Annotated in this window: 14 protein-coding genes; 7 read left to right on the top strand and 7 right to left on the bottom strand. The window is 70.0% G+C overall.

Annotated elements, in window-relative coordinates; all coding sequences use genetic code 11:
* Positions 1–5 precede the first annotated feature (5 nt).
* On the bottom strand, positions 6–3044 hold the full coding sequence (locus LHA26_RS11675; RefSeq protein ID WP_437441258.1) for a glycosyl hydrolase family 28-related protein: 3039 nt from the start codon (positions 3042–3044) through the stop codon (positions 6–8).
* Positions 3045–3151: 107 nt separating this feature from the next.
* Positions 3152–3826: a FadR/GntR family transcriptional regulator gene (locus tag LHA26_RS11670; protein WP_252165781.1), complete on the bottom strand. Its 675-nt coding sequence runs from the start codon at positions 3824–3826 to the stop codon at positions 3152–3154.
* 331 nt (positions 3827–4157) lie between these two features.
* Between LHA26_RS11670 and LHA26_RS11665 the strand changes: the two genes are divergently transcribed.
* Positions 4158–4403 (top strand): helix-turn-helix domain-containing protein, encoded by a 246-nt coding sequence (locus LHA26_RS11665; protein ID WP_252168367.1) that lies wholly within the window; start codon positions 4158–4160, stop codon positions 4401–4403.
* A 51-nt stretch (positions 4404–4454) separates the two neighbouring features.
* On the opposite strand, the gene LHA26_RS11660 is transcribed toward LHA26_RS11665, so the two are convergent.
* The 4 genes from LHA26_RS11660 to pstS all read right to left on the bottom strand — a co-directional run bounded on the left by LHA26_RS11660 (position 4455) and on the right by pstS (position 8253).
* Complete coding sequence (locus LHA26_RS11660) at positions 4455–5318, bottom strand: phosphate ABC transporter ATP-binding protein (protein WP_252168366.1); 864 nt, start codon at positions 5316–5318, stop codon at positions 4455–4457.
* A gap of 17 nt (positions 5319–5335) precedes the next feature.
* Positions 5336–6175: a phosphate ABC transporter permease PstA gene (pstA, locus tag LHA26_RS11655; protein WP_252165780.1), complete on the bottom strand. Its 840-nt coding sequence runs from the start codon at positions 6173–6175 to the stop codon at positions 5336–5338.
* 8 nt (positions 6176–6183) lie between these two features.
* Complete coding sequence (gene pstC / locus LHA26_RS11650) at positions 6184–7143, bottom strand: phosphate ABC transporter permease subunit PstC (protein WP_252165779.1); 960 nt, start codon at positions 7141–7143, stop codon at positions 6184–6186.
* 69 nt (positions 7144–7212) lie between these two features.
* Positions 7213–8253 (bottom strand): phosphate ABC transporter substrate-binding protein PstS, encoded by a 1041-nt coding sequence (gene pstS / locus LHA26_RS11645; protein WP_252165778.1) that lies wholly within the window; start codon positions 8251–8253, stop codon positions 7213–7215.
* A 196-nt stretch (positions 8254–8449) separates the two neighbouring features.
* Here pstS and LHA26_RS11640 point away from each other — a divergent pair, with 196 nt between their 5' ends.
* The 5 genes from LHA26_RS11640 (at position 8450) to mdoH (ending at position 15597) form a co-directional block, all read left to right on the top strand.
* The gene (locus LHA26_RS11640; RefSeq protein WP_252165777.1) at positions 8450–9691 is read left to right on the top strand and encodes a D-alanyl-D-alanine carboxypeptidase family protein; all 1242 of its coding nucleotides are present in this window, start codon (positions 8450–8452) and stop codon (positions 9689–9691) included.
* Positions 9692–9789: 98 nt separating this feature from the next.
* Positions 9790–11055 (top strand): L,D-transpeptidase family protein, encoded by a 1266-nt coding sequence (locus LHA26_RS11635; protein ID WP_252165776.1) that lies wholly within the window; start codon positions 9790–9792, stop codon positions 11053–11055.
* Between the two features lie 252 nt (positions 11056–11307).
* Positions 11308–11895, top strand: a complete 588-nt coding sequence (locus LHA26_RS11630) for a murein L,D-transpeptidase catalytic domain family protein (RefSeq protein WP_252165775.1) — start codon at positions 11308–11310, stop codon at positions 11893–11895.
* A gap of 148 nt (positions 11896–12043) precedes the next feature.
* Positions 12044–13570 carry an OpgD/OpgG family glucan biosynthesis protein gene (locus LHA26_RS11625; RefSeq protein WP_252165774.1) on the top strand — a complete coding sequence of 509 codons (1527 nt, stop codon included), beginning with the start codon at positions 12044–12046 and terminating at the stop codon, positions 13568–13570.
* Between the two features lie 134 nt (positions 13571–13704).
* On the top strand, positions 13705–15597 hold the full coding sequence (gene mdoH, locus LHA26_RS11620; RefSeq protein WP_252165773.1) for a glucans biosynthesis glucosyltransferase MdoH: 1893 nt from the start codon (positions 13705–13707) through the stop codon (positions 15595–15597).
* A 27-nt stretch (positions 15598–15624) separates the two neighbouring features.
* Here mdoH and LHA26_RS11615 read toward each other — a convergent pair whose 3' ends face one another.
* Positions 15625–17025: a helix-turn-helix domain-containing protein gene (locus LHA26_RS11615; RefSeq protein WP_252165772.1), complete on the bottom strand. Its 1401-nt coding sequence runs from the start codon at positions 17023–17025 to the stop codon at positions 15625–15627.
* A 127-nt stretch (positions 17026–17152) separates the two neighbouring features.
* Here LHA26_RS11615 and LHA26_RS11610 point away from each other — a divergent pair, with 127 nt between their 5' ends.
* Complete coding sequence (locus LHA26_RS11610) at positions 17153–17341, top strand: hypothetical protein (RefSeq protein ID WP_252165771.1); 189 nt, start codon at positions 17153–17155, stop codon at positions 17339–17341.
* Positions 17342–17416: the final 75 nt, after the last annotated feature.

The raw sequence follows: 17416 nt of genomic DNA, 5'->3' as shown, positions 1-17416 counted from the left end.
CGCGCTCAGCCGGCCCCGCCGATCCGCGCCGCGTACAGGCTGTGATGGGTGAGGATGTAGAGCCGTCGCCCGTCCGCCCCGCCGAACAGGAGCTGCAGCGGCCGTTCCGGCACGTCGATGCGATCCACCTGCCGCCCGGTCGCGTCATAGACGAAGATCTCGCCGTTCGCGACATAGACGCGGCCGTCCGGCCCCGCCACCACGCTCTCCCCGCCCCGATCGGCCACGGGCTTGAGATCGGTCAGGCTGCCGCCGGCACCCACCAGCGCGGAATAGCTGCGATCCTCCGACTCGTTGCTGATCAGCACCCGCGCGCCGGGCGCGGCGGCGACCAGACCGTGCGCGTCCAGCGTATCCGAGAAGCGCCAGCCGCGATGATCGGCAGGCCCCTGCTGGAAGACGCGAAAGGCCGGCAGCGCCAGGCTGGCATCGGGCGCGACATAGGCGCGCGCCTTGGGCGCCGCCGCATCACGCGCGAACATCTCGGAGAGCGTCGTGAAATGGTCGGTGGCGGGATCATATTGATCGCGGAATTCGCCATTATTCCACCAATTCACCGGCAGCAGCACGGGCAGGCCGGCGGCCGTGGCGATAGGCGTGGGCGGGATCAGCGTCAGCTGGTCCTCGGGGCTGCCGGGCATGAAGCTGTAGACGGTGGCGTCCGGCCCGTAGGAGGAGAGCACCATCAGCGCGCCCGATCGCGTCACCGCCAGATTGACCGCATCGAGCGGCGCGTCGCGTTCGGTCGTGAGCCCCTCGGCCTCGCTCCAGCCATGGATGCGCTGCTGTCCGTGATCGACGAAATAGAGCTTGCCGCGCGCGTCCACCGCGCCGCCCGAGGCCGAGAAAAAGCCCGTCGCCAGCCGCGACACGCGCTCGTCCGGCGCGGGGGCGGCGGGGCGCAGGGCGGGGATGTCCAGCCGCGCGAATTCGCGCTCGCGCACCGCGATGCCGCTGGTGATGTCGGTGAGCGCGTTCTCGAACGGGAATTTGCTGGCGCGCAGATAGGTGGCGCAGCCATTGGCGTCGCAGGTGGCGAAGCCGCTCTCGGCATTCACATGCACGTTGCGCAGATGAATATCGCCGCCGCCCTGGAGACGGATCGCGGTCGCCGCCGGCTTGACCGAGCGGGTGACGCGATAGGCGTGGAGATTGGCGAGCAGGATGTCGTGGCTGTCGCGAATGTCGAACGACACCGCATCCTGGCTCTCGCCCGCCTCCTCCTCGGTCTGCGGCGCGAGAAACTCCCAATGCCGGACGCGGTTGAGGCCGAATTCGGTGCGCATGTGATGCTCGGCCGAAACTTCGTAGACATGGCCGGGCGTATCCGTGTCCGACACATAGAAGCCGGTCTGCGCATAGGTATCCGGCGTCCACACGCCATTGAAGGTGCCTCCGCCGCCATCGGTTACCCAAAGGCTGGGATATTGCGCGCCCCAGCGGCGGCGCGGATCGGGATCGCCGCTGTGCGTGTCGTTATAGGGATCCAGCCGGCTGCCATCGGCACGGCTGGTGCCGTGGCCGCCATGGAAGCGCACATCCTCCACCAGCGAGCCCGCGCCCGCCTTCCACAAGAGCCCGGTCGCGCGCATCGCCACGCCGCCGGTGAACAGGCCCACGCCCGAAACAATGGTATCGCCGCCCTTGGGCGCGAACAGCAGCGGCTTGGGCGTGCCGACACCCTGGAAGCCGGGCGTATCGTCGGGCAGCACGATCTGGGTGAGATCGGGATGGAGCGCGATCAGCACGCTGTCCGGGCGCAGCCGCAGCGTGTCCGTCACCCGGTAATGGCCGCTGGGCAGATAGACGGTCCGGTGCGTGTCGATCGCGCGCTGGAGCGCGGCGGTATCGTCGGTGGTGCCATCGCCGGCGGCGCCAAGCGCGCGGGCATTGGCCCATTGCGCCACCGGCGGCAGCGCGCGGATCGCCGGTGCCGGGCGCGCCGGCAGGCGGGCGAGCGGCGCGGCGCTGATCCGGCTTTCATAGCGGCCCATCTCGCCGAGCGCGGGCACGGTGAGCCCATAGCTGTAATCGGCGACGCGATAGCGGCGGCCCGGCCCGGCCACCGTCTTGCCGCTCTCGCGGAAGCGGGCGAAGACCGGCGTCGCCTCCGCCACCGCATTCTGGAAGCCGATCTGCGTATAGGCATTGGCTTCGTTGCTGATCACCACGCCGGCCTGGGCGATCCGCTCGAAGCGGACATCCTTGCCCCACAGCCAGTCGCCATAGCCCTTGTCGATCTCGATGCCGATCGGGGCGTCCGCCATGCGCACATTGACCAGCGTGAGCCCCGCCTCATGCTCGCGGATCGCGGCGCCCCGTTGGCCCGAAAAGCTGGAATCGAGCAGGGTGAACTGCCAGGCGGGCGAGGTCTTCTCGGTGAGAATGCCGTAGCGGCCGCCGAGAAATTCAAGATCCTGACCGAAATTGCCGACCTGATAGACACCGGCCAGACCGGAGCCGACAGCGAAGCGCATATGGCGCAGATAGGCATGTTGCGCGGCATGGAAGCGCACGCCGATCGCCGCCGGATTGCCCTGGCCGAGATCCAGATCGATATTGGCGATCGCCGTGTAGAAGGTGCCCGAATTGGCGTCAGCGATGGCGGGATTGGCGGGCACGCTGTCGGGCGGGGGCATCGGCACCGGCCCCATCTTCGCCTCCGGGCCACGCCCCACCACCATCACCATCGTCGCCAGGCCCTTTTGGAAGCCCGGCGTGGCATCACCCAGCAGCAGCACCGGCCGCGTCGCGCCGGTGCCGAACAGGCGGATGCCCGGCCAGATGAAGATGGTGCGGCTCAAGCGGTAGCGGCCCGAGGGCAGGAAGACGATGCCGCCACCGAGACGCGCGGCCGCCTGGTCCAGCGCCTGCTGGAGCGCCGCGCTCGCATCGCCGCGCCCATCGGCCGGCGCGCGCACGGTGACGGCGCGTGGATCCTCGGGCGCCTTCTCGAGCATGGAGACGCTGGGCGCCGGGCGGGCCGCGGCCATGGCGGCGGCGGGAATCGCCAGCACCGGCAGCGCCGCGAGGCAGGTTCCCATCAAGGCGCGCGCTCGTCTCACTCCACTCTCCTCCCGCAGCCCCCGGCGCATGTCCGCCCTCCCTAGCCCAGCCGACCGCCCCTCTCAGGCGCGACCATGGTCCTAGATCAGGGCATGAGCCGCTTGCGCCCCTGGGCGAGGTGCCAACGCATGGCGAGCGCGGCGGCGTCGGAATCGCGCACGCGGATCGCCTCCACGATCATCTCATGCTCTTCCAGCATCGCCCCGATCGCGTCCGGCGGCCGCGAGCGTGAAATATCCACGCCGGCGCGCATGATGCGATCGATTTCCTCATGCATATGATCGAAGCTGGAGAGAAAGACGGGATTGGCGGTGGCCAGCACGATCTCGCGATGCAGGGCCATGTCCTCGACATGGGCGGGCCCGCTCGCCACCAACGCGCAGCGCAGCGCGGCCATGGCCTGCTCGATCGCCTCCATCTGCTCCACCGAGCGGCGCATCGCCGCCAGACGGGCCGCCTCGGCCTCGAGCACGAAGCGCACCTCGTAGCTGCCCAGCGTGGCCGAGAGATCGGCCAGCGGCATGTGCGAGCCGAGCCGGTCGGACGGCCGGCGCTTGACGAAGGAGCCCGCGCCGCGCCGCGCCTCGGTGATGCCGTCGGCGGCGAGCCGCACCAGCGCCTCGCGCACGATGGTGCGCGACATGCCGAAGCGGTCCGCCAGCCGTGCCTCGGAGGGCAGGCGATCGCCTATCTCCAGATGCTCCGCGTTGATGATCTCGACGATGCCGGTATAGGCCCGGTCCGCCAGCCGCCCTTCCATCTCTTCCCCTCCCCGCGTCCCGGAGATAGCCGGCGCCGCGCGCGCTGACGAGAGCCGGCGCGCGGCGTTCCACCGCCGCCGCGCACGACGCGCGGTTCGTCAACCTGTATGACAGCTACCGCCGTAAAACAGCAATTCAATTGCTGGTTGACGCTAACATCGGAAAGCCATAGCCTAAACCTGTCCAACCGCTTTGCCTCCAAGCTGGATGCGGCGGCGAGATTCGGGCCGGCCCGCCGGCCACCGCCGTGAAGCCCGCCGCAGAGCGGGCACGCGGCCCAGCCAAGGGAGAGACGGTTTGGAACAGCGTAACCTGAGCGCCGCCGCCGCTATGGCGGACTATGGCATGGCCCCGCAGCCGGTCGATCTGGCCAGGCTTACCCCCACGCAGATCAAGGTGATGCGCGGCGTGTCCTCGGGCCTGCTCAACAAGCAGATCGCCTTCGATCTCGGCATCGCGGAAAAGACGGTGAAGGCGCATATGACGGCGCTGATGCGCAAGCTGAACGTGCGCAACCGCACCCAGGTGGCGGTGGCCGCGCAGACCATGCTGGCCCCGCAAAGCCTGATCGCCTGACGCGGCGCGGACTGGCCGGGGCGCCGCCATCGCGCGCCCGGCCGGCCCGGTTCAGCCGAAGCGGCCGGTCACGTAATCGCGGGTGCGCGGGCTCTGCGGCCGCTCGAACAGCTCCGCCGTCGGCCGGAACTCGATCATCTTGCCGAGGAACATGAAGCCCGTCCAATCGGAGATGCGGGCCGCCTGCTGCAGATTGTGCGTGACGATGACGATCGAGAAGTCCTGACGCAGCTCCATCAGCGTCTCTTCCAGCTTGGCGGTGGAGACGGGATCGAGCGCGGAGGCGGGCTCGTCGAGCAGCAGCACTTCGGGCTCCACCGCGATTCCGCGCGCGACGCATAGCCGCTGCTGCTGGCCGCCCGACAGGCCGAGGCCCGAGGCGGTGAGCTTGTCCTTCACCTCGTCCCACAGCGCCGCGCGGCGCAGCGAGCGTTCCACGATCTGGTCCATCTCGGCGCGCGACTTGCGGTGGTAGAGGCGCACGCCATAGGCGACATTGTCGTAGATCGACATCGGAAAGGGCGTGGGCTTCTGGAACACCATGCCGACGCGCGCGCGCAGCGCCGAGACGTTGAGCCCGGCGGGCTCGAGCGCGACCTCGCCATCCCGCGCGCGCAGCCGCGCCTGGCTCGCGCGATCGGCGAGGATGTCCTTGTTCTCGAGCAGGATCCGGCCGGTGGCATGCTGGCCCGGATAGAGATCGTAGATACGGTTGAGCGCGCGCAGCAGCGTCGACTTGCCGCAGCCCGAAGGCCCGATCAGCGCGGTGATGCGGTTGCGCTCGATCGGCAGGTCGACGCCGAACAGCGCCTGCGTCTTGCCGTAGAAGAAATCGAGCTGCCGGGCCTCCAGCACCAGCCGGTCTTCCGGCGGGCGGGCCATGATCGGCGCCTCGGTCCCGGCCGCGGCCGGCATGGCGGTGGTCAGGTCGGTCATGGGCGGTGGGTCTCCCGGGCGAGCAGGCGCCCGATCGTGTTGACGGCAAGAACGGCGACGGCGATCAGCAGCGCGCCCACCCAGGCGAGGCGGCGCCAATCGTCATAGGCCGAAAGGGCGAATTGGAAGATGGTGGTCGGCAGGCTGGCCATGGGCTGGCTCATGTTCGTCGAGAAGAACTGGTTGCCGAGCGAGGTGAAGAGCAAGGGCGCGGTCTCGCCGGAAATGCGCGCGAAACCGAGCAGGCCGCCGGTGAGCAGACCGGCACCCGCCGCCTTCCAGATGATCGAGCGGATCACCAGCCCGCGCCCCGCGCCGAGCGCCATGCCGGCCTCGCGCAGCGTGTTGGGCTGGAGGGTGAGCATGTCCTCGGTGGTGCGGGTGACGATGGGCGCCGCCAGCAGCGCCAGCGCCACCGCGCCGGCATAGGCGGAAAAGCCGTGAAAGGGCCGCACCAGCAGCTGGTACACGAACAGGCCGACCAGGATCGACGGCGCCGAGAGCAGCACGTCGTTGAGGAAGCGCACGATCTGCCCGTAGGTGGTGCGGCCGCCATATTCCGCGAGCCAGGTGCCGGCCAGCACGCCGACGACCACCGCCAGCACCATGGCGAGCGCGCACATCATCAGCGAGCCGACGATCGCGTTGGCGAGGCCGCCGGGCGATCCGGGGGCCGGCTGCGTCATGGTGAAGATCTTGAGATCGATGCCGCCCACCCCCTGGGTAAGCAGCGACCAGAGGATCAGCACCAGCGCGCCGAGCGCGACCAGCGTGGCGGCGATGCACAGGCCGACGAAGAGGCCATTGGCGATACGGCGGCGGAGAGCGCGGTCCATTCCGGGCCTCAATGCTTCTGGGTGGCGAGCAGCAGGCGGGCGATCGCCAGCACCGCGAAGGTGAGCACGAACAGCACCAGCCCGAGCGCGATCAGCGCCGAGGTGTGCATGTCGCTGGTGGCCTCGGCGAATTCATTGGCGATGGTCGAGGCGATCGTCGATCCGCTGTCGAACAGCGAATGCGGAAAGCCGTGCGAATTGCCGATGATGAAGGTGACGGCCATGGTCTCGCCCAGCGCGCGGCCGAGGCCGAGCATGATGACGCCGACGCCGCCGCGCCGCACATAGGGCAGCAGCACCTGGGTCACCGCTTCGAACGGCGTCGCGCCGAGGCCATAGGCGGCCTCGCGCACCTGGGCGGGGATGGTGAGCAGAAGCTCCCGGAACACCGCCGACATATAGGGCAGGATCATGATCGCCAGGATCAGCGAGGCGGTGAAGATGTTGGCGCCGTTGGGCACGCCGTAGAGCAGATGGCCGATCCAGCTGTCCGGATCGAGATGCATCATCAGCGGCAGCTGGACATGGGTGGCGAACCAGGGCGCCAGCACGAACAGGCCCCACATGCCGTAGACGATCGACGGGATGCCGGCGAGCAGCTCGACCGCGATCGCGACCGGCCGCGCCACGGTGCGCGGGCAGAATTCGACGAGGAAGATCGAGACGCCCAGCGCCAGCGGCAGCGCGAGCGCGAGGCTGAGCAGCGAGGTGACGACGGTGCCGACGATCGGCCCGGCCGCCCCATAGACTTCGGTGACGGGGTTCCACTCGGTCGAGGTGAGGAAGCCCAGCCCGAAGGCGCGGAAGGCCGGCCAGCCGCCGATCGCGAGACTGGCGACGACACCGGCCAGCGAGGCCAGCAGCAGCGTCGCGGCGCTGAAGCAGAGCGCGCGGAACAGCGCCTCTCCGCCGGGCTGCCGATCCTGCGCCTGTCGTTCGGCCGCCGCTTCCATGGTCACGCTCGCCATCGCCCTTCCACTTATAGGAGACGGGAGCGCCGCCGGCGCCCCCGTCCATCGTTCACGCGGCGCGGGCGCTTACTTGCCCGGCGTGTAGACCGGCTTGCCGCCGGCGGTGACGTTGGTCAGCCACTGCTTGCGCATCAGCGCCTTCACCGGCGCCGGCAGCGGCACATAGTCCAGCGAGGCGGCGGCCTGGTCGCCGCTCTTATAGGCCCAGTCGAAGAATTTCAGCACCTGCGCGCCCTGCGCCGGGTTGGACTGATCCTTGTAGACCAGGATGAAGGTGGCGCCGGTGATCGGCCAGGCATTGGCGCCCGGCTGGTCGAGCAGCAGCAGATAATTGCCCGGCGCCGCCGCCCATTTGGCGCCCGCCGCCGCCGCCGCGAAGGCCGGCGCGTCGGGCTGCGGGAAGCGGCCGACCTTGTTCTGCACCAGCGCGTAGGTGGCCTTGTTCTGCTTGGCATAGGCGTATTCGACATAGCCGATCGCGCCCTGGGTCTGCTTCACGAAGGCGGACACGCCGTCATTGCCCTTGCCGCCCAGACCGACCGGCCACGACACGGTGTCGCTCGCGCCGACCTTCTCGCCCCACGCCTTGCTCTTCATCGCCAGATAGGAGGTGAAAAGGAAGCTGGTGCCCGAACCGTCCGAACGGTGGACCACGGTGATCGGCAGCGCCGGCAGCTTGAGGCCCGGGTTGATGCGGGCGATGTTGGCGTCGTTCCAGCTCTTGATCTGGCCATAGAAGATGGCGGCGAGCAGCGGGCCGGTGAGCTTCAGCTGGCCCGGCGCGATCCCCGGCAGGTTCACCACCGGCACCACGCCGCCCATCACGGTCGGAAACTGATAGAGACCCGAGGCCGACAGATCCTCCGGCTTCAGCGGCTTGTCGGAGGCGCCGAAATCAACGGTCTTCGCCTTGATCTGCTTGATGCCGCCGCCCGATCCGATCGCCTGATAGTTCAGGCCCACGCCGGTCTGCGCCTTATAGGCCTCGGCCCACTTCGCGTAGATCGGCGCCGGAAAAGTGGCGCCGGCGCCCGAGATGTCGGCGGCGAAAGCGGTGGTGCCAGCCATGGCGGCCACGCCGGCCAGCGCGACGAAGGTCTTGAACATGAGCATGTCTCCGAACGCCGGGTGTCCCCTTCCCGGCCGCTCGGCCCTAGAAAGCTCCTGTTACGGCTATGTGACAGAGCTTTCGCGCCAAGGCGTTGAGCGCCTGCGACCATGCGAGTCGATCCCGGCATGGCACAGTTCGCCGGATCCTGTATACCGAGGGCAGAAGGGGCGAAGGGCGCCCCACGCGCGGGGCATGATGCGGGCGGTGACGGGCGTGGGCCATGCGGGGCGGGTGGGTCTCCCGCGAAGCAATCGTTTTTCCTCCGCCGCGCGCGCGGCCCTGCTGATGCCGCTGCTCGCCCTGGCGGCGCTGCTGCTCGGCACCGGCGCCGCCCGCGCCGCGCCGCGCTACGCCGCCTTCATGATCGACGCCAATTCGCGCGAGGTGCTGTACAGCAACGCCGCCGACGAGCCCCGCCACCCCGCCTCGCTGACCAAGATGATGACGCTCTACCTCACCTTCGACGCGCTCGAGGCGGGGCGGCTGCGGTTGACCGATGCGGTGCCGGTGTCGCGCCTCGCGGCCGCGCAGCAGCCGTCGCGCCTCGGCCTCGCCGTCGGCCAGAGCTTGAGCGTCGACAACGCCATTTCGGTGGTGGCGGTGAAGAGCGCCAACGACATCGCCGTGGCGCTGGCCGAGCGGATCGGCGGCTCGGTGCCGCGCTTCGTGGCGATGATGAACGCCAAGGCGCGCGAGCTTGGCATGCGCAACACGCATTATGCCAACCCCTCGGGGCTCACCGACAGCACCAACATCACTACCGCGCGCGATCTCGCCATTCTCGGCCTCGCGCTGATCCAGCGCCATCCCCGCTACTATCGCTATTTCGGCCAGCGCGATTTCCAGTGGCAGCGCGCCATGCTGATCAACCACAATCATCTGCTCGGGCACATGGTCGGCATGGACGGGATCAAGACGGGCTATACCGTCGATTCGGGCTTCACGCTGGCCGCCTCGGCGGTGCGCGGCGATCGCCGGCTGATCGCCATCGTGCTCGGCGAGCCCAGCCTCGCCGCGCGCAACCGCGACGTGACCGCGCTGATCGAGGCGGGCTTCTCGGTGCTCGATCGGCGCGCGCTCGGCCAGTCGGTGACGGTCGCCTCGGTGCTGCCGACGCTTTCCCACCCCGCGCTGCGGATCGAGCCGGTGATCGAGCAGGGATCGTCGGACGAGCCGAACCCGCCGCGTCCGCGCCGCGCCACGCGCGCCGGTCCGGTCCACCACGCCGCCGCCCGCCCCGGCCACGCGCGCTCGGCCACGCATCTCCGGCACGGCGCCGGCAAGGCCTCGGCCAGGAGCGGCGCGCACGGCAAGGCCAAGCCCGCGAGCCGGGGCAAGACGGGCACCAAGGCCAAGAGCGGCGCCAAGGCCAAGGGTGGCATCAAGGGCAAGGGCACAGCCGCCCACACGACCCACGCCAAGCACCATCGCTGAGCAGCCTGCGGCCCCATCGCTGATCGCCCCGGCGCGGCGCGGCACCGAACGGCGCGTCGCTCGTTAAGGCCGCACGCCCAGACATCAGGGATAGAGCGATGGATTTTCGGGAGAAAGCCCGCCGGCTCGCGCTGGCGCTTGCGGGCATGACTATCTGCGCCTCGGCGGCACCTCTGCCGAGCCGGGCTCCTGCGGCCGCCCCCACCATGATGGGCACGCCCGGCACCGACGCCAGCGCCGCGATGATGCTGCCGGGCGATGCACCGGCGGCCACCCCGCGCTGGAGTGATGACGCTCTGCACCAGTTGCTCGCCGCTGTCGAGGGGGCGCGCGACGAAGGGCTGCGCCCGCAGGATTATCAGCGCGACATGATCGCCGACCTGATCGCCCGTCACGACGAGTCGCCCGCGCGCGACGCGCTGGCCGAGCGCGCCGCCCGGGCGCTGGCGCATGATTATGCGGAAGGTCGCGTCCGCGACCATGCCCGCTTCAACTGGCATATCGAGCGCGATCCGGCCGAGCTTGCGGCGCTCGAATCCGGGCTCGATCCGGCGGTGCGCGCGGATCGCGTGGCGGACTATTTCCAGTCGCTGCTGCCGCGCGACGCGCGCTACCAGGCGCTGCGCGACGCGCTCCGCGACTCCGATCCCAGCGATCTCGACCGCGTGCGGGCGATCCGCGCGTCGATGGAGCGGTGGCGCTGGATGCCGCGCACGCTCGGCGATCGCTACATCCTCGTCAACGTGCCCGCCTATCGGCTCGACCTGGTCGAAGATGGCGCGGTGACGGCGGATCATGTCGTGGTGGTCGGCGCACCCAAGACGCCGACGCCGATGATCGCCAGCTATGCCAATGCGGTGGTCGTCAATCCCTGGTGGACGCTGCCGCCCACCGTGCTGGCCGAGGGCAAGCGCTACTCGCCCGAGCGCGGCTTTGTCACGCGCGTCGTCGGCGGCCGCGCGATGATCCGCCAGAAGCCCGGCCCCAACAATGCGCTGGGCCGGGTGAAGATCGACATGCCCAACCCCTATGCCATCTACCTCCACGATACGCCCGCCAAGGCGGCCTTCGCCCGCAGCGACCGCGCGCTCTCGCACGGCTGTATCCGGGTCAAGGGGATCGCGCAGCTGGCCGAGGCGCTGGCCGAGGATGGACGGGTGGACATGGCGCTCGACGATGAGGCGACGCAGACGCTCCAGCTGGAGAAGAGCGTGCCCGTCTACATCGCCTATTTCACCGCCGGAACGGATGCAGAGGGCCAGTTTCATACCTTTGGCGATCCCTATGCGCAGGACTCGGCGCTGATCGAGGCGCTGGACGGCAGTGAAACGGAGACGATGCACCTCGCTTCTGCTGCGCCTTGAGTCGGTGCCGAACCGGCAACGGAGCGACGAAGCGTGAGCCGGCTGGGCCCAACTGCGATCCGGCGATGGAACTACCCCACTCGGTTGCGGGACTATTAACTGTTTTCCTGCTATCTGTCCGCCTTGAGCATGTGGGCAGAACGAGCGAGGAATTCACGAGTGATTGCACACCGGGGGGCTGGCGCCCTGTCGCGCCGCGAATTGCTTCGCACCGGCACTATCATCGCGGCCGGCGCGGTTGCAGGGCCCGCTTTGGCGACGGGGCCGCTGGATGGCGGCATCGCCGCCGCCGCCAAGGCGAGCTCGCCGGCGCTGCCGGCCACGCCGATGACGATCCGGCCCGATCTTTTCCGCCGCGCGCTGGCCGCGCTCGGCCGGCATCAGAACCAGGTGCGCGCGCGCGATCGCATCGCGCTGGTCGATTTCGATCTGCCCTCGTCGCAGCCGCGCTTTCACATCGTCGATCTCGCCTCGGGGCAGAGCCGCAGCCTGCTGGTGAGCCATGGCCGCGGGTCCGATCCCGCGCATAGCGGCTGGCTCAACCGTTTCTCGAACGAGCCGGGCTCGGAAGCCTCCTCTTCGGGCGCCTTCCTCACCGGCGATATCTATGTCGGCCAGCATGGTCGCTCGCGTCGCCTGATCGGGCTCGACAGCACCAACAACAATGCCGAGCCGCGCGCCATCGTCGTCCATTCGGCCTGGTATGTCAGCCCCGATATGGTCGCGCAGCATGGCAAGCTCGGCCGTTCCGAAGGCTGTTTCGCGGTGTCCGTCGCGGAGCTGGACTACACGCTCCAGGCGCTCGGCACCGGCCGGATGATCTACGCCGACAAGGTGTGACGCGGATCGCATAAGCCAGCGCGCAAGCTGGTCGCCCGGGGGAGGCGTGCCCGCCGGGCGGTGAAGGAGATCCTTCGCCGCCCGGCGACACCCCGGTGAAATGGCGCCGCCCCTTGCAAAATCCGCCAGCCGCCCCGTATCTGGGGCGATGACGACGACGAGACGCGCCCTGATCGCCGCCATGAGCGCGATCGCCGCCCTGCCCGCCGGCCGCCTTGCCGCAGCCACCGCCCCCGGCCAGCCTTTCTCCTGGGACTGGCTGAAGGCGGAGGCCGCCCGGCTCGCGGCGCGTCCCTTCACCGCGCGCCCCGATGCGCCCGCCGCGATCGCGGCGGTCGATTACGACGCGCTCAACGCCATCAGCTACAAGGCGGGCGCCACCCAGCTGGCGGGCGCCGGCTTTGGCGGGGTGCGCTTCTTCCCGATCAACAAGATGCAGCCCAAGCCCGTGGCCATCTTCCTGGTCGAGAACAATATCGCCCATCCGTTCGACTATCGCCCCGCGCTATTCGACATGCCGGCCTCGAGCCCGCTCGCCAAGCTGGGCGATCGCGCCGGCTTTTCCGGCTTCCGCGCGATGAACCCCAATGGCCAGAGCGACTGGCTCGCCTTTGCCGGCGCCTCCTATTTCCGCTCGGCCGGCGCGCTCGACCAATACGGGCTCTCGGCGCGCGGCATCGCCATCGGCACCGGCGGCCCGGAGGCGGAGGAATTCCCGGATTTCACCCGCTTCTGGATCGGCCGCGGCGAGGATGGCGCGCTGCTGGTGGATGCGCTGCTGGAAGGGCCGAGCGTCACCGGCGCCTATCGCTTCGTCAACCGGCACGGCGCCGGCGGCGTGGTGCAGGAGGTCGAGGCGGCGCTGTTCGTGCGCAAGGACATCAAGCGGCTCGGCCTCGCGCCGCTCACCAGCATGTTCTGGTACGATCAGTCCGAGCGCGCCAAGGCGAGCGACTGGCGGCCCGAGATCCACGATTCCGATGGCCTGCTGATGTGGAACGGCGCGGGCGAGCAGATCTTCCGCGCGCTCAACAATCCGCCGCATCCGATCACCAACAGCTTCGCCGATAAGGGGCCGAAGGGCTTCGGCCTGGTCCAGCGCGACCGCCAGTTCGATCATTATCAGGACGACGGCGTCTTCTACGAGAAGCGCCCGACCGCCTGGGTGGAGCCTGTGGGCGATTGGGGCGCCGGCGCGGTGACGTTGGTCGAGCTGCCGACCGACAGCGAGACCAACGACAATATCGTCGCCTTCTGGACGCCGGCCGAAGCCGCGCGCGCGGGCAAGCGCTATGATCTGCGCTACCGGCTGCGGTGGATCGCGGGCGAGCCCATTCCGGGCGGCCTCGCGCGCGTGGTGGACAGCTGGCGCGGCGCAGGCGGGCGGCCCGGCCATGCGCAGATCAAGGGCGTGACCAAGCTGGTGGTGGATTTCGCCGGCGCGAGCCTCGCCGGACTCGGCCGCGACAGCGGCGTCGCGCCCGATCTCCAGATCGGCCATGCCAGCGCCGCCGGCGCGGTCGCCTATCCGGTGGTCGGCACGCGCGACCGCTGGCGCTTCATGGCGGACATCACGCCCGCCGGCGGCAGCGACCCCATAGACGTGCGCGTGGTGCTGCGTCGCCAGGGCAAGCCGCTGACCGAGGTTTGCCTGATCCAGATGATCCCGGGTTGAGCCGCCGCCGGTCCCGATACGGAACCGGCTTGTCGCCTCCGGGTTGAGCAGCCGGCCCAGCCTTGCCGTAGCAAAGGGGCGCGACGCCGGTCCGCGGGGGCTGGCGACGATCGAGTGAAAGCGAGGACGGACGAGTGAGCGAGGATCAGGTGGTGATCCCCAGCGCCACACCGGCGGCGGCGCGCGGCGACATGCCGGGCGAGACCCCGTTGCTCATGCCGATCCAGGGGTTCGATCAGGATCCGGGCGCGCATCCCGAGCCGCGCACCTCGCCCGACGGCATGCAGGAACGGCGCCTGCTGCTGATCCTCGGCACCATGGTGATCGGCACCTTCGGCGCGGGCGAGGTGACGCGCAGCCTGGCGAGCGACGGCATCGCCGGGCTGGATCTTGGCTTCATGGCCCTGTTCTTCGCGCTGTTCGCCTGGATCGCCTTCGGCTTTCTGAATGCGCTGGCGGGATTTCTGCTGCTGCTTTCGGGCCGCTCCGTCCCGAGCCCGGCGGCCTCGCCATTGGCCGCGCCGGTCGGCCGCACCGCCATCCTCATGCCGATCCACAATGAGGAGGTGGAGCCCGTATTCGCGCGGCTGCGCGCCATGGCCCGTTCGATCAGCACAGCCGGCGGCGCGAATCTGTTCGAATTCTTCGTGCTGAGCGACTCGCGCCCGGATCGCGAGGCCGACGAGCAGCGCGCCTTCCAGCGGCTGCGCGCCATCGCGCCGCTGCCGATCTGGTATCGCCGCCGCGCCAGGAATGAGGGCCGCAAGCCCGGCAACATCGCCGATTGGATCCGCCGCCATGGCGGCGCCTACGACTATATGATGATCCTCGACGCCGACTCGCTGATGAGCGGCGCCGCGATCCTACGCCTCGCCGCCGCCATGGATCGCCATCCCGGCGTCGGCCTGCTCCAGACGGTGCCCACCGTGATCGGCGGGGAGACCCTGTTCGCGCGCTGGCAGCAATTCGCCGCGCGGCTCTACGGGCCGATCTTCTCGGCCGGGCTGCTCTGGTGGTCGGGCGCGGAGGCGAGCTTCTGGGGCCATAACGCGATCATCCGCACCGCCGCCTTCGCCGAAAGCTGCGGCCTGCCCAAGCTGGCCGGGCCCGAGCCGTTCGGCGGCCATGTGATGAGCCATGACATGCTCGAGGCGGCGCTGCTCCGCCGCCGCGGCTGGGCCTGCCACATGGTGACGATGCAGGACGGCAGCTACGAGGAATTTCCGCCCACCTTCGTGGAGCATGCCGCGCGCGACCGGCGCTGGTGCCAGGGCAATCTCCAGCATCTGCGGCTGCTCGACACGGCTGGTTTCCACTGGGTGAACCGCTTGCAGCTGCTGATGGGCGCCTCGGCCTATCTCACCTCGCCGCTGTGGCTGATGCTGCTCTGCGCCAGCGCCGTGCTCGCCGCCCAGTCGGGCGGGCAGATCCAGGTGATGGCGCCGTCCTGGTGGCTGTTCGGCGCCACCATGATCCTGCTGTTCGGGCCCAAGGCGATGGCGCTGGGCTGGTTCCTGCCCGATGTCACGCGCCGCGCCGCCTTTGGCGGCGGCCGGGCGATGGTGCTGAGCGTGCTCGCCGAGATCCCGCTCTCGGTGCTCGCCGCGCCGATGATCATGATGACACAAACCCTCGCCGTGGTGGATATTCTGCGCGGCCGCAAGAGCGGCTGGGAGGCGCAGACGCGCGTGTCCGACGGCATCGCCGTGTCCGATGCGATCCGCCATTATCGCTGGCACATCGCGCTGGGCGGGCTGGTGGCGGCGGCCGCCTTGCTCGGCTGGCAGGCGGCGATCTGGATGTCGCCCATTTCGGCCGGGCTGCTGGCGGCGCCCTTCATGGCGGCCTGGACATCGCGCCAGTCGCTCGGCCTCGCGGCGCGGCGCCACCGGCTCTTCCTCATTCCCGAGGAGCGGCGCCCCAACCCGCTGATCCTCGAGGCGCGCCCCGGCCCGGCCGAGGCGATCGACCCGCCCGCCGGCCAGGGCGGCGGCTGGCCCGCGCTGCCGCGCGCCGCGCTGAGCTGACGCCGCGCTCCCGCCGGCGCGTCCGGCTCAGGTCGCGCGGAAGGGATAGGGCGCGATCGGCCGCTGCACCGGGCTAAGATCGAGCGCGCGCATCACCGGCGGCAGCGCCCGCTCGGGACAGGCCGGGCGCTCGCACACCGCGCAGGCGGGCCCGATCGGCGTCGGCGCGCCGGACAGGCCCGCCGCCCAGGCGAGCCGATCGGCATGGCGCGCCTCGCACGCCAGCACGATCGCCACCAGCCCTTCGCCCCCGGCGCGCGGCACCGCGCGCGCGAGCGTGACATAGGTCTGGCCGTCGGGCATCTCCACGCGCTGCGCCACAGGCTCGCCCGGCAGGCGGAAGGCGCGATGGATGTGCCAGCGCGCGCACCCGCCGCCAAAGCGCGCGAGGCCGCCCGCCTCGCCCGCCACGCGCTTGACGATCGTGCCGGCCGCATCGACCTTGAGGAAAAGGATCGGCAGGCCGCGCGCATTGGGCCGCGCGAGCGTGGCGAGGCGATGGCCGATCTGCTCGTAGGAGGCACCGAAGCGCCGCGCGAGCCGATCGGGATCATAGCCCAGCGCCTCGGCGGCGCGGTGGAAGCGGCCATAGGGCAGGAGCAGCGCCGCCGCCGCATAATTGCCCAGCGCCACCCGCGCCAGCTGCGCCGCCTCGGCATCGGGCGGGGCGAGCCGCTCCAGCGTTGCCGACAGCGGCGCGGCGAGCGCCTGCTGCGCGAGCTGATAGGCGATGGCGAAATTGCGGCTCGCCAGCGGCAGCCGTTCCGAGAGCAGCAAGCGCCGGCGGTGCGGATCATAATGGCGCAGCGTGCCCGCCAGCACATCCTCGGCCACCACCCGCACGCCGATGCCATGCGCCTCGCCGAGCCGGCGGACCAAGCCGGCAGCGAGCGCCTCGCTGGTCTCGCCCAGCGCGGCGGCGAGCGTCTCGGCCGCCTGATCCAGCTCGGCCAGATAAGCGTGCCGCGCCTCCATCGCCTGGCGCAGCCATTCCAGCGGCGAGGCGGTGACGGGGGCGGCGACGCCCAGCCGCTCGATCCGGTCGGGCATCTGGCGCAGATCGCACAGCGCCCGGTACAGCCGGCTCACCGCCTCGGCGACGCTCGGATAGTTTTCCGCGACCTCCAATATCTCCTGCCGGGGAATGCCGATGTCGCGGACCAGCGCGTCGGAGAAGACATGGTGGAGATCGCTCGCCGCCGCTTCCTGCGCCCCGGCGACGAAATCGCGCACGTCGATATCGTAGGTATGCGCGAGGCGAAGCAGCATCTGCGCGGTGAGCGGCCGCTGATTGCGCTCGAGATGGTTGAGATAGGAGGGCGAGACGCCCAGCTCCTCGGCCATGCGCGTCTGGTTGAGGCCAAGCTCGCGCCGCAGCACGCGCAGCCTGGGGCCGAGATAGAGTTTGCGATCGGCGGGCGCGGTCATGACGGTAGGTTTGTCATGGCATGACATCTTGAACAAGTCGGATCATGACCGGGTGTCGCTCCTCGCCCTCGCCCGCCGCGCCGTGGCGCGCCAGGGTCGGCAGACAGATGTTGCAGGAGTATCGATCATGGCCCCCCAGCCGCTTGCCACCCCGCCTTTGCCGCCCGAGCCCGCCCGCGCGCGCGCCGTCTTCTCCACCGAGGATTTCAGCCTGCTGCGCACCGCCGTCGCTCATTATCTCTGGGCCGTGCAGGATGCCCCCGATCTTCCCAAGTTCGGCAATCTCTACCATCGGCTAGGCCGTATCGGCGGCTGATCCCGCGGACCCTGCGTCGCATAACATTGCTGGTGCACCAAGCCGCATTGCCCGCGCCGCGATTTCGCGGCAGGG

It is taken from the genome of Sphingomonas morindae, assembly GCF_023822065.1.
GTDB lineage: Bacteria > Pseudomonadota > Alphaproteobacteria > Sphingomonadales > Sphingomonadaceae > Solisphingomonas > Solisphingomonas morindae.
The sequence above is the reverse complement of the archived record's forward strand: the minus strand, read 5'-3'. Positions and strand labels throughout refer to the sequence as shown.

What these genes read in the sequence shown, in the direction of transcription:
- LHA26_RS11675 (WP_437441258.1), bottom strand. Translation starts at nt 3,044, where the DNA reads ATGGGAACCTGCCTCGCGGCGCTGCCGGTGCTGGCGATTCCCGCCGCC.
- LHA26_RS11670 (WP_252165781.1), bottom strand. Translation starts at nt 3,826, where the DNA reads ATGGAAGGGCGGCTGGCGGACCGGGCCTATACCGGCATCGTCGAGATC.
- LHA26_RS11665 (WP_252168367.1), top strand. Translation starts at nt 4,158, where the DNA reads ATGGCGGACTATGGCATGGCCCCGCAGCCGGTCGATCTGGCCAGGCTT.
- LHA26_RS11660 (WP_252168366.1), bottom strand. Translation starts at nt 5,318, where the DNA reads ATGCCGGCCGCGGCCGGGACCGAGGCGCCGATCATGGCCCGCCCGCCG.
- pstA (WP_252165780.1), bottom strand. Translation starts at nt 6,175, where the DNA reads ATGGACCGCGCTCTCCGCCGCCGTATCGCCAATGGCCTCTTCGTCGGC.
- pstC (WP_252165779.1), bottom strand. Translation starts at nt 7,143, where the DNA reads ATGGCGAGCGTGACCATGGAAGCGGCGGCCGAACGACAGGCGCAGGAT.
- pstS (WP_252165778.1), bottom strand. Translation starts at nt 8,253, where the DNA reads ATGTTCAAGACCTTCGTCGCGCTGGCCGGCGTGGCCGCCATGGCTGGC.
- LHA26_RS11640 (WP_252165777.1), top strand. Translation starts at nt 8,450, where the DNA reads ATGATGCGGGCGGTGACGGGCGTGGGCCATGCGGGGCGGGTGGGTCTC.
- LHA26_RS11635 (WP_252165776.1), top strand. Translation starts at nt 9,790, where the DNA reads ATGGATTTTCGGGAGAAAGCCCGCCGGCTCGCGCTGGCGCTTGCGGGC.
- LHA26_RS11625 (WP_252165774.1), top strand. Translation starts at nt 12,044, where the DNA reads ATGACGACGACGAGACGCGCCCTGATCGCCGCCATGAGCGCGATCGCC.
- LHA26_RS11615 (WP_252165772.1), bottom strand. Translation starts at nt 17,025, where the DNA reads ATGACCGCGCCCGCCGATCGCAAACTCTATCTCGGCCCCAGGCTGCGC.
- LHA26_RS11610 (WP_252165771.1), top strand. Translation starts at nt 17,153, where the DNA reads ATGGCCCCCCAGCCGCTTGCCACCCCGCCTTTGCCGCCCGAGCCCGCC.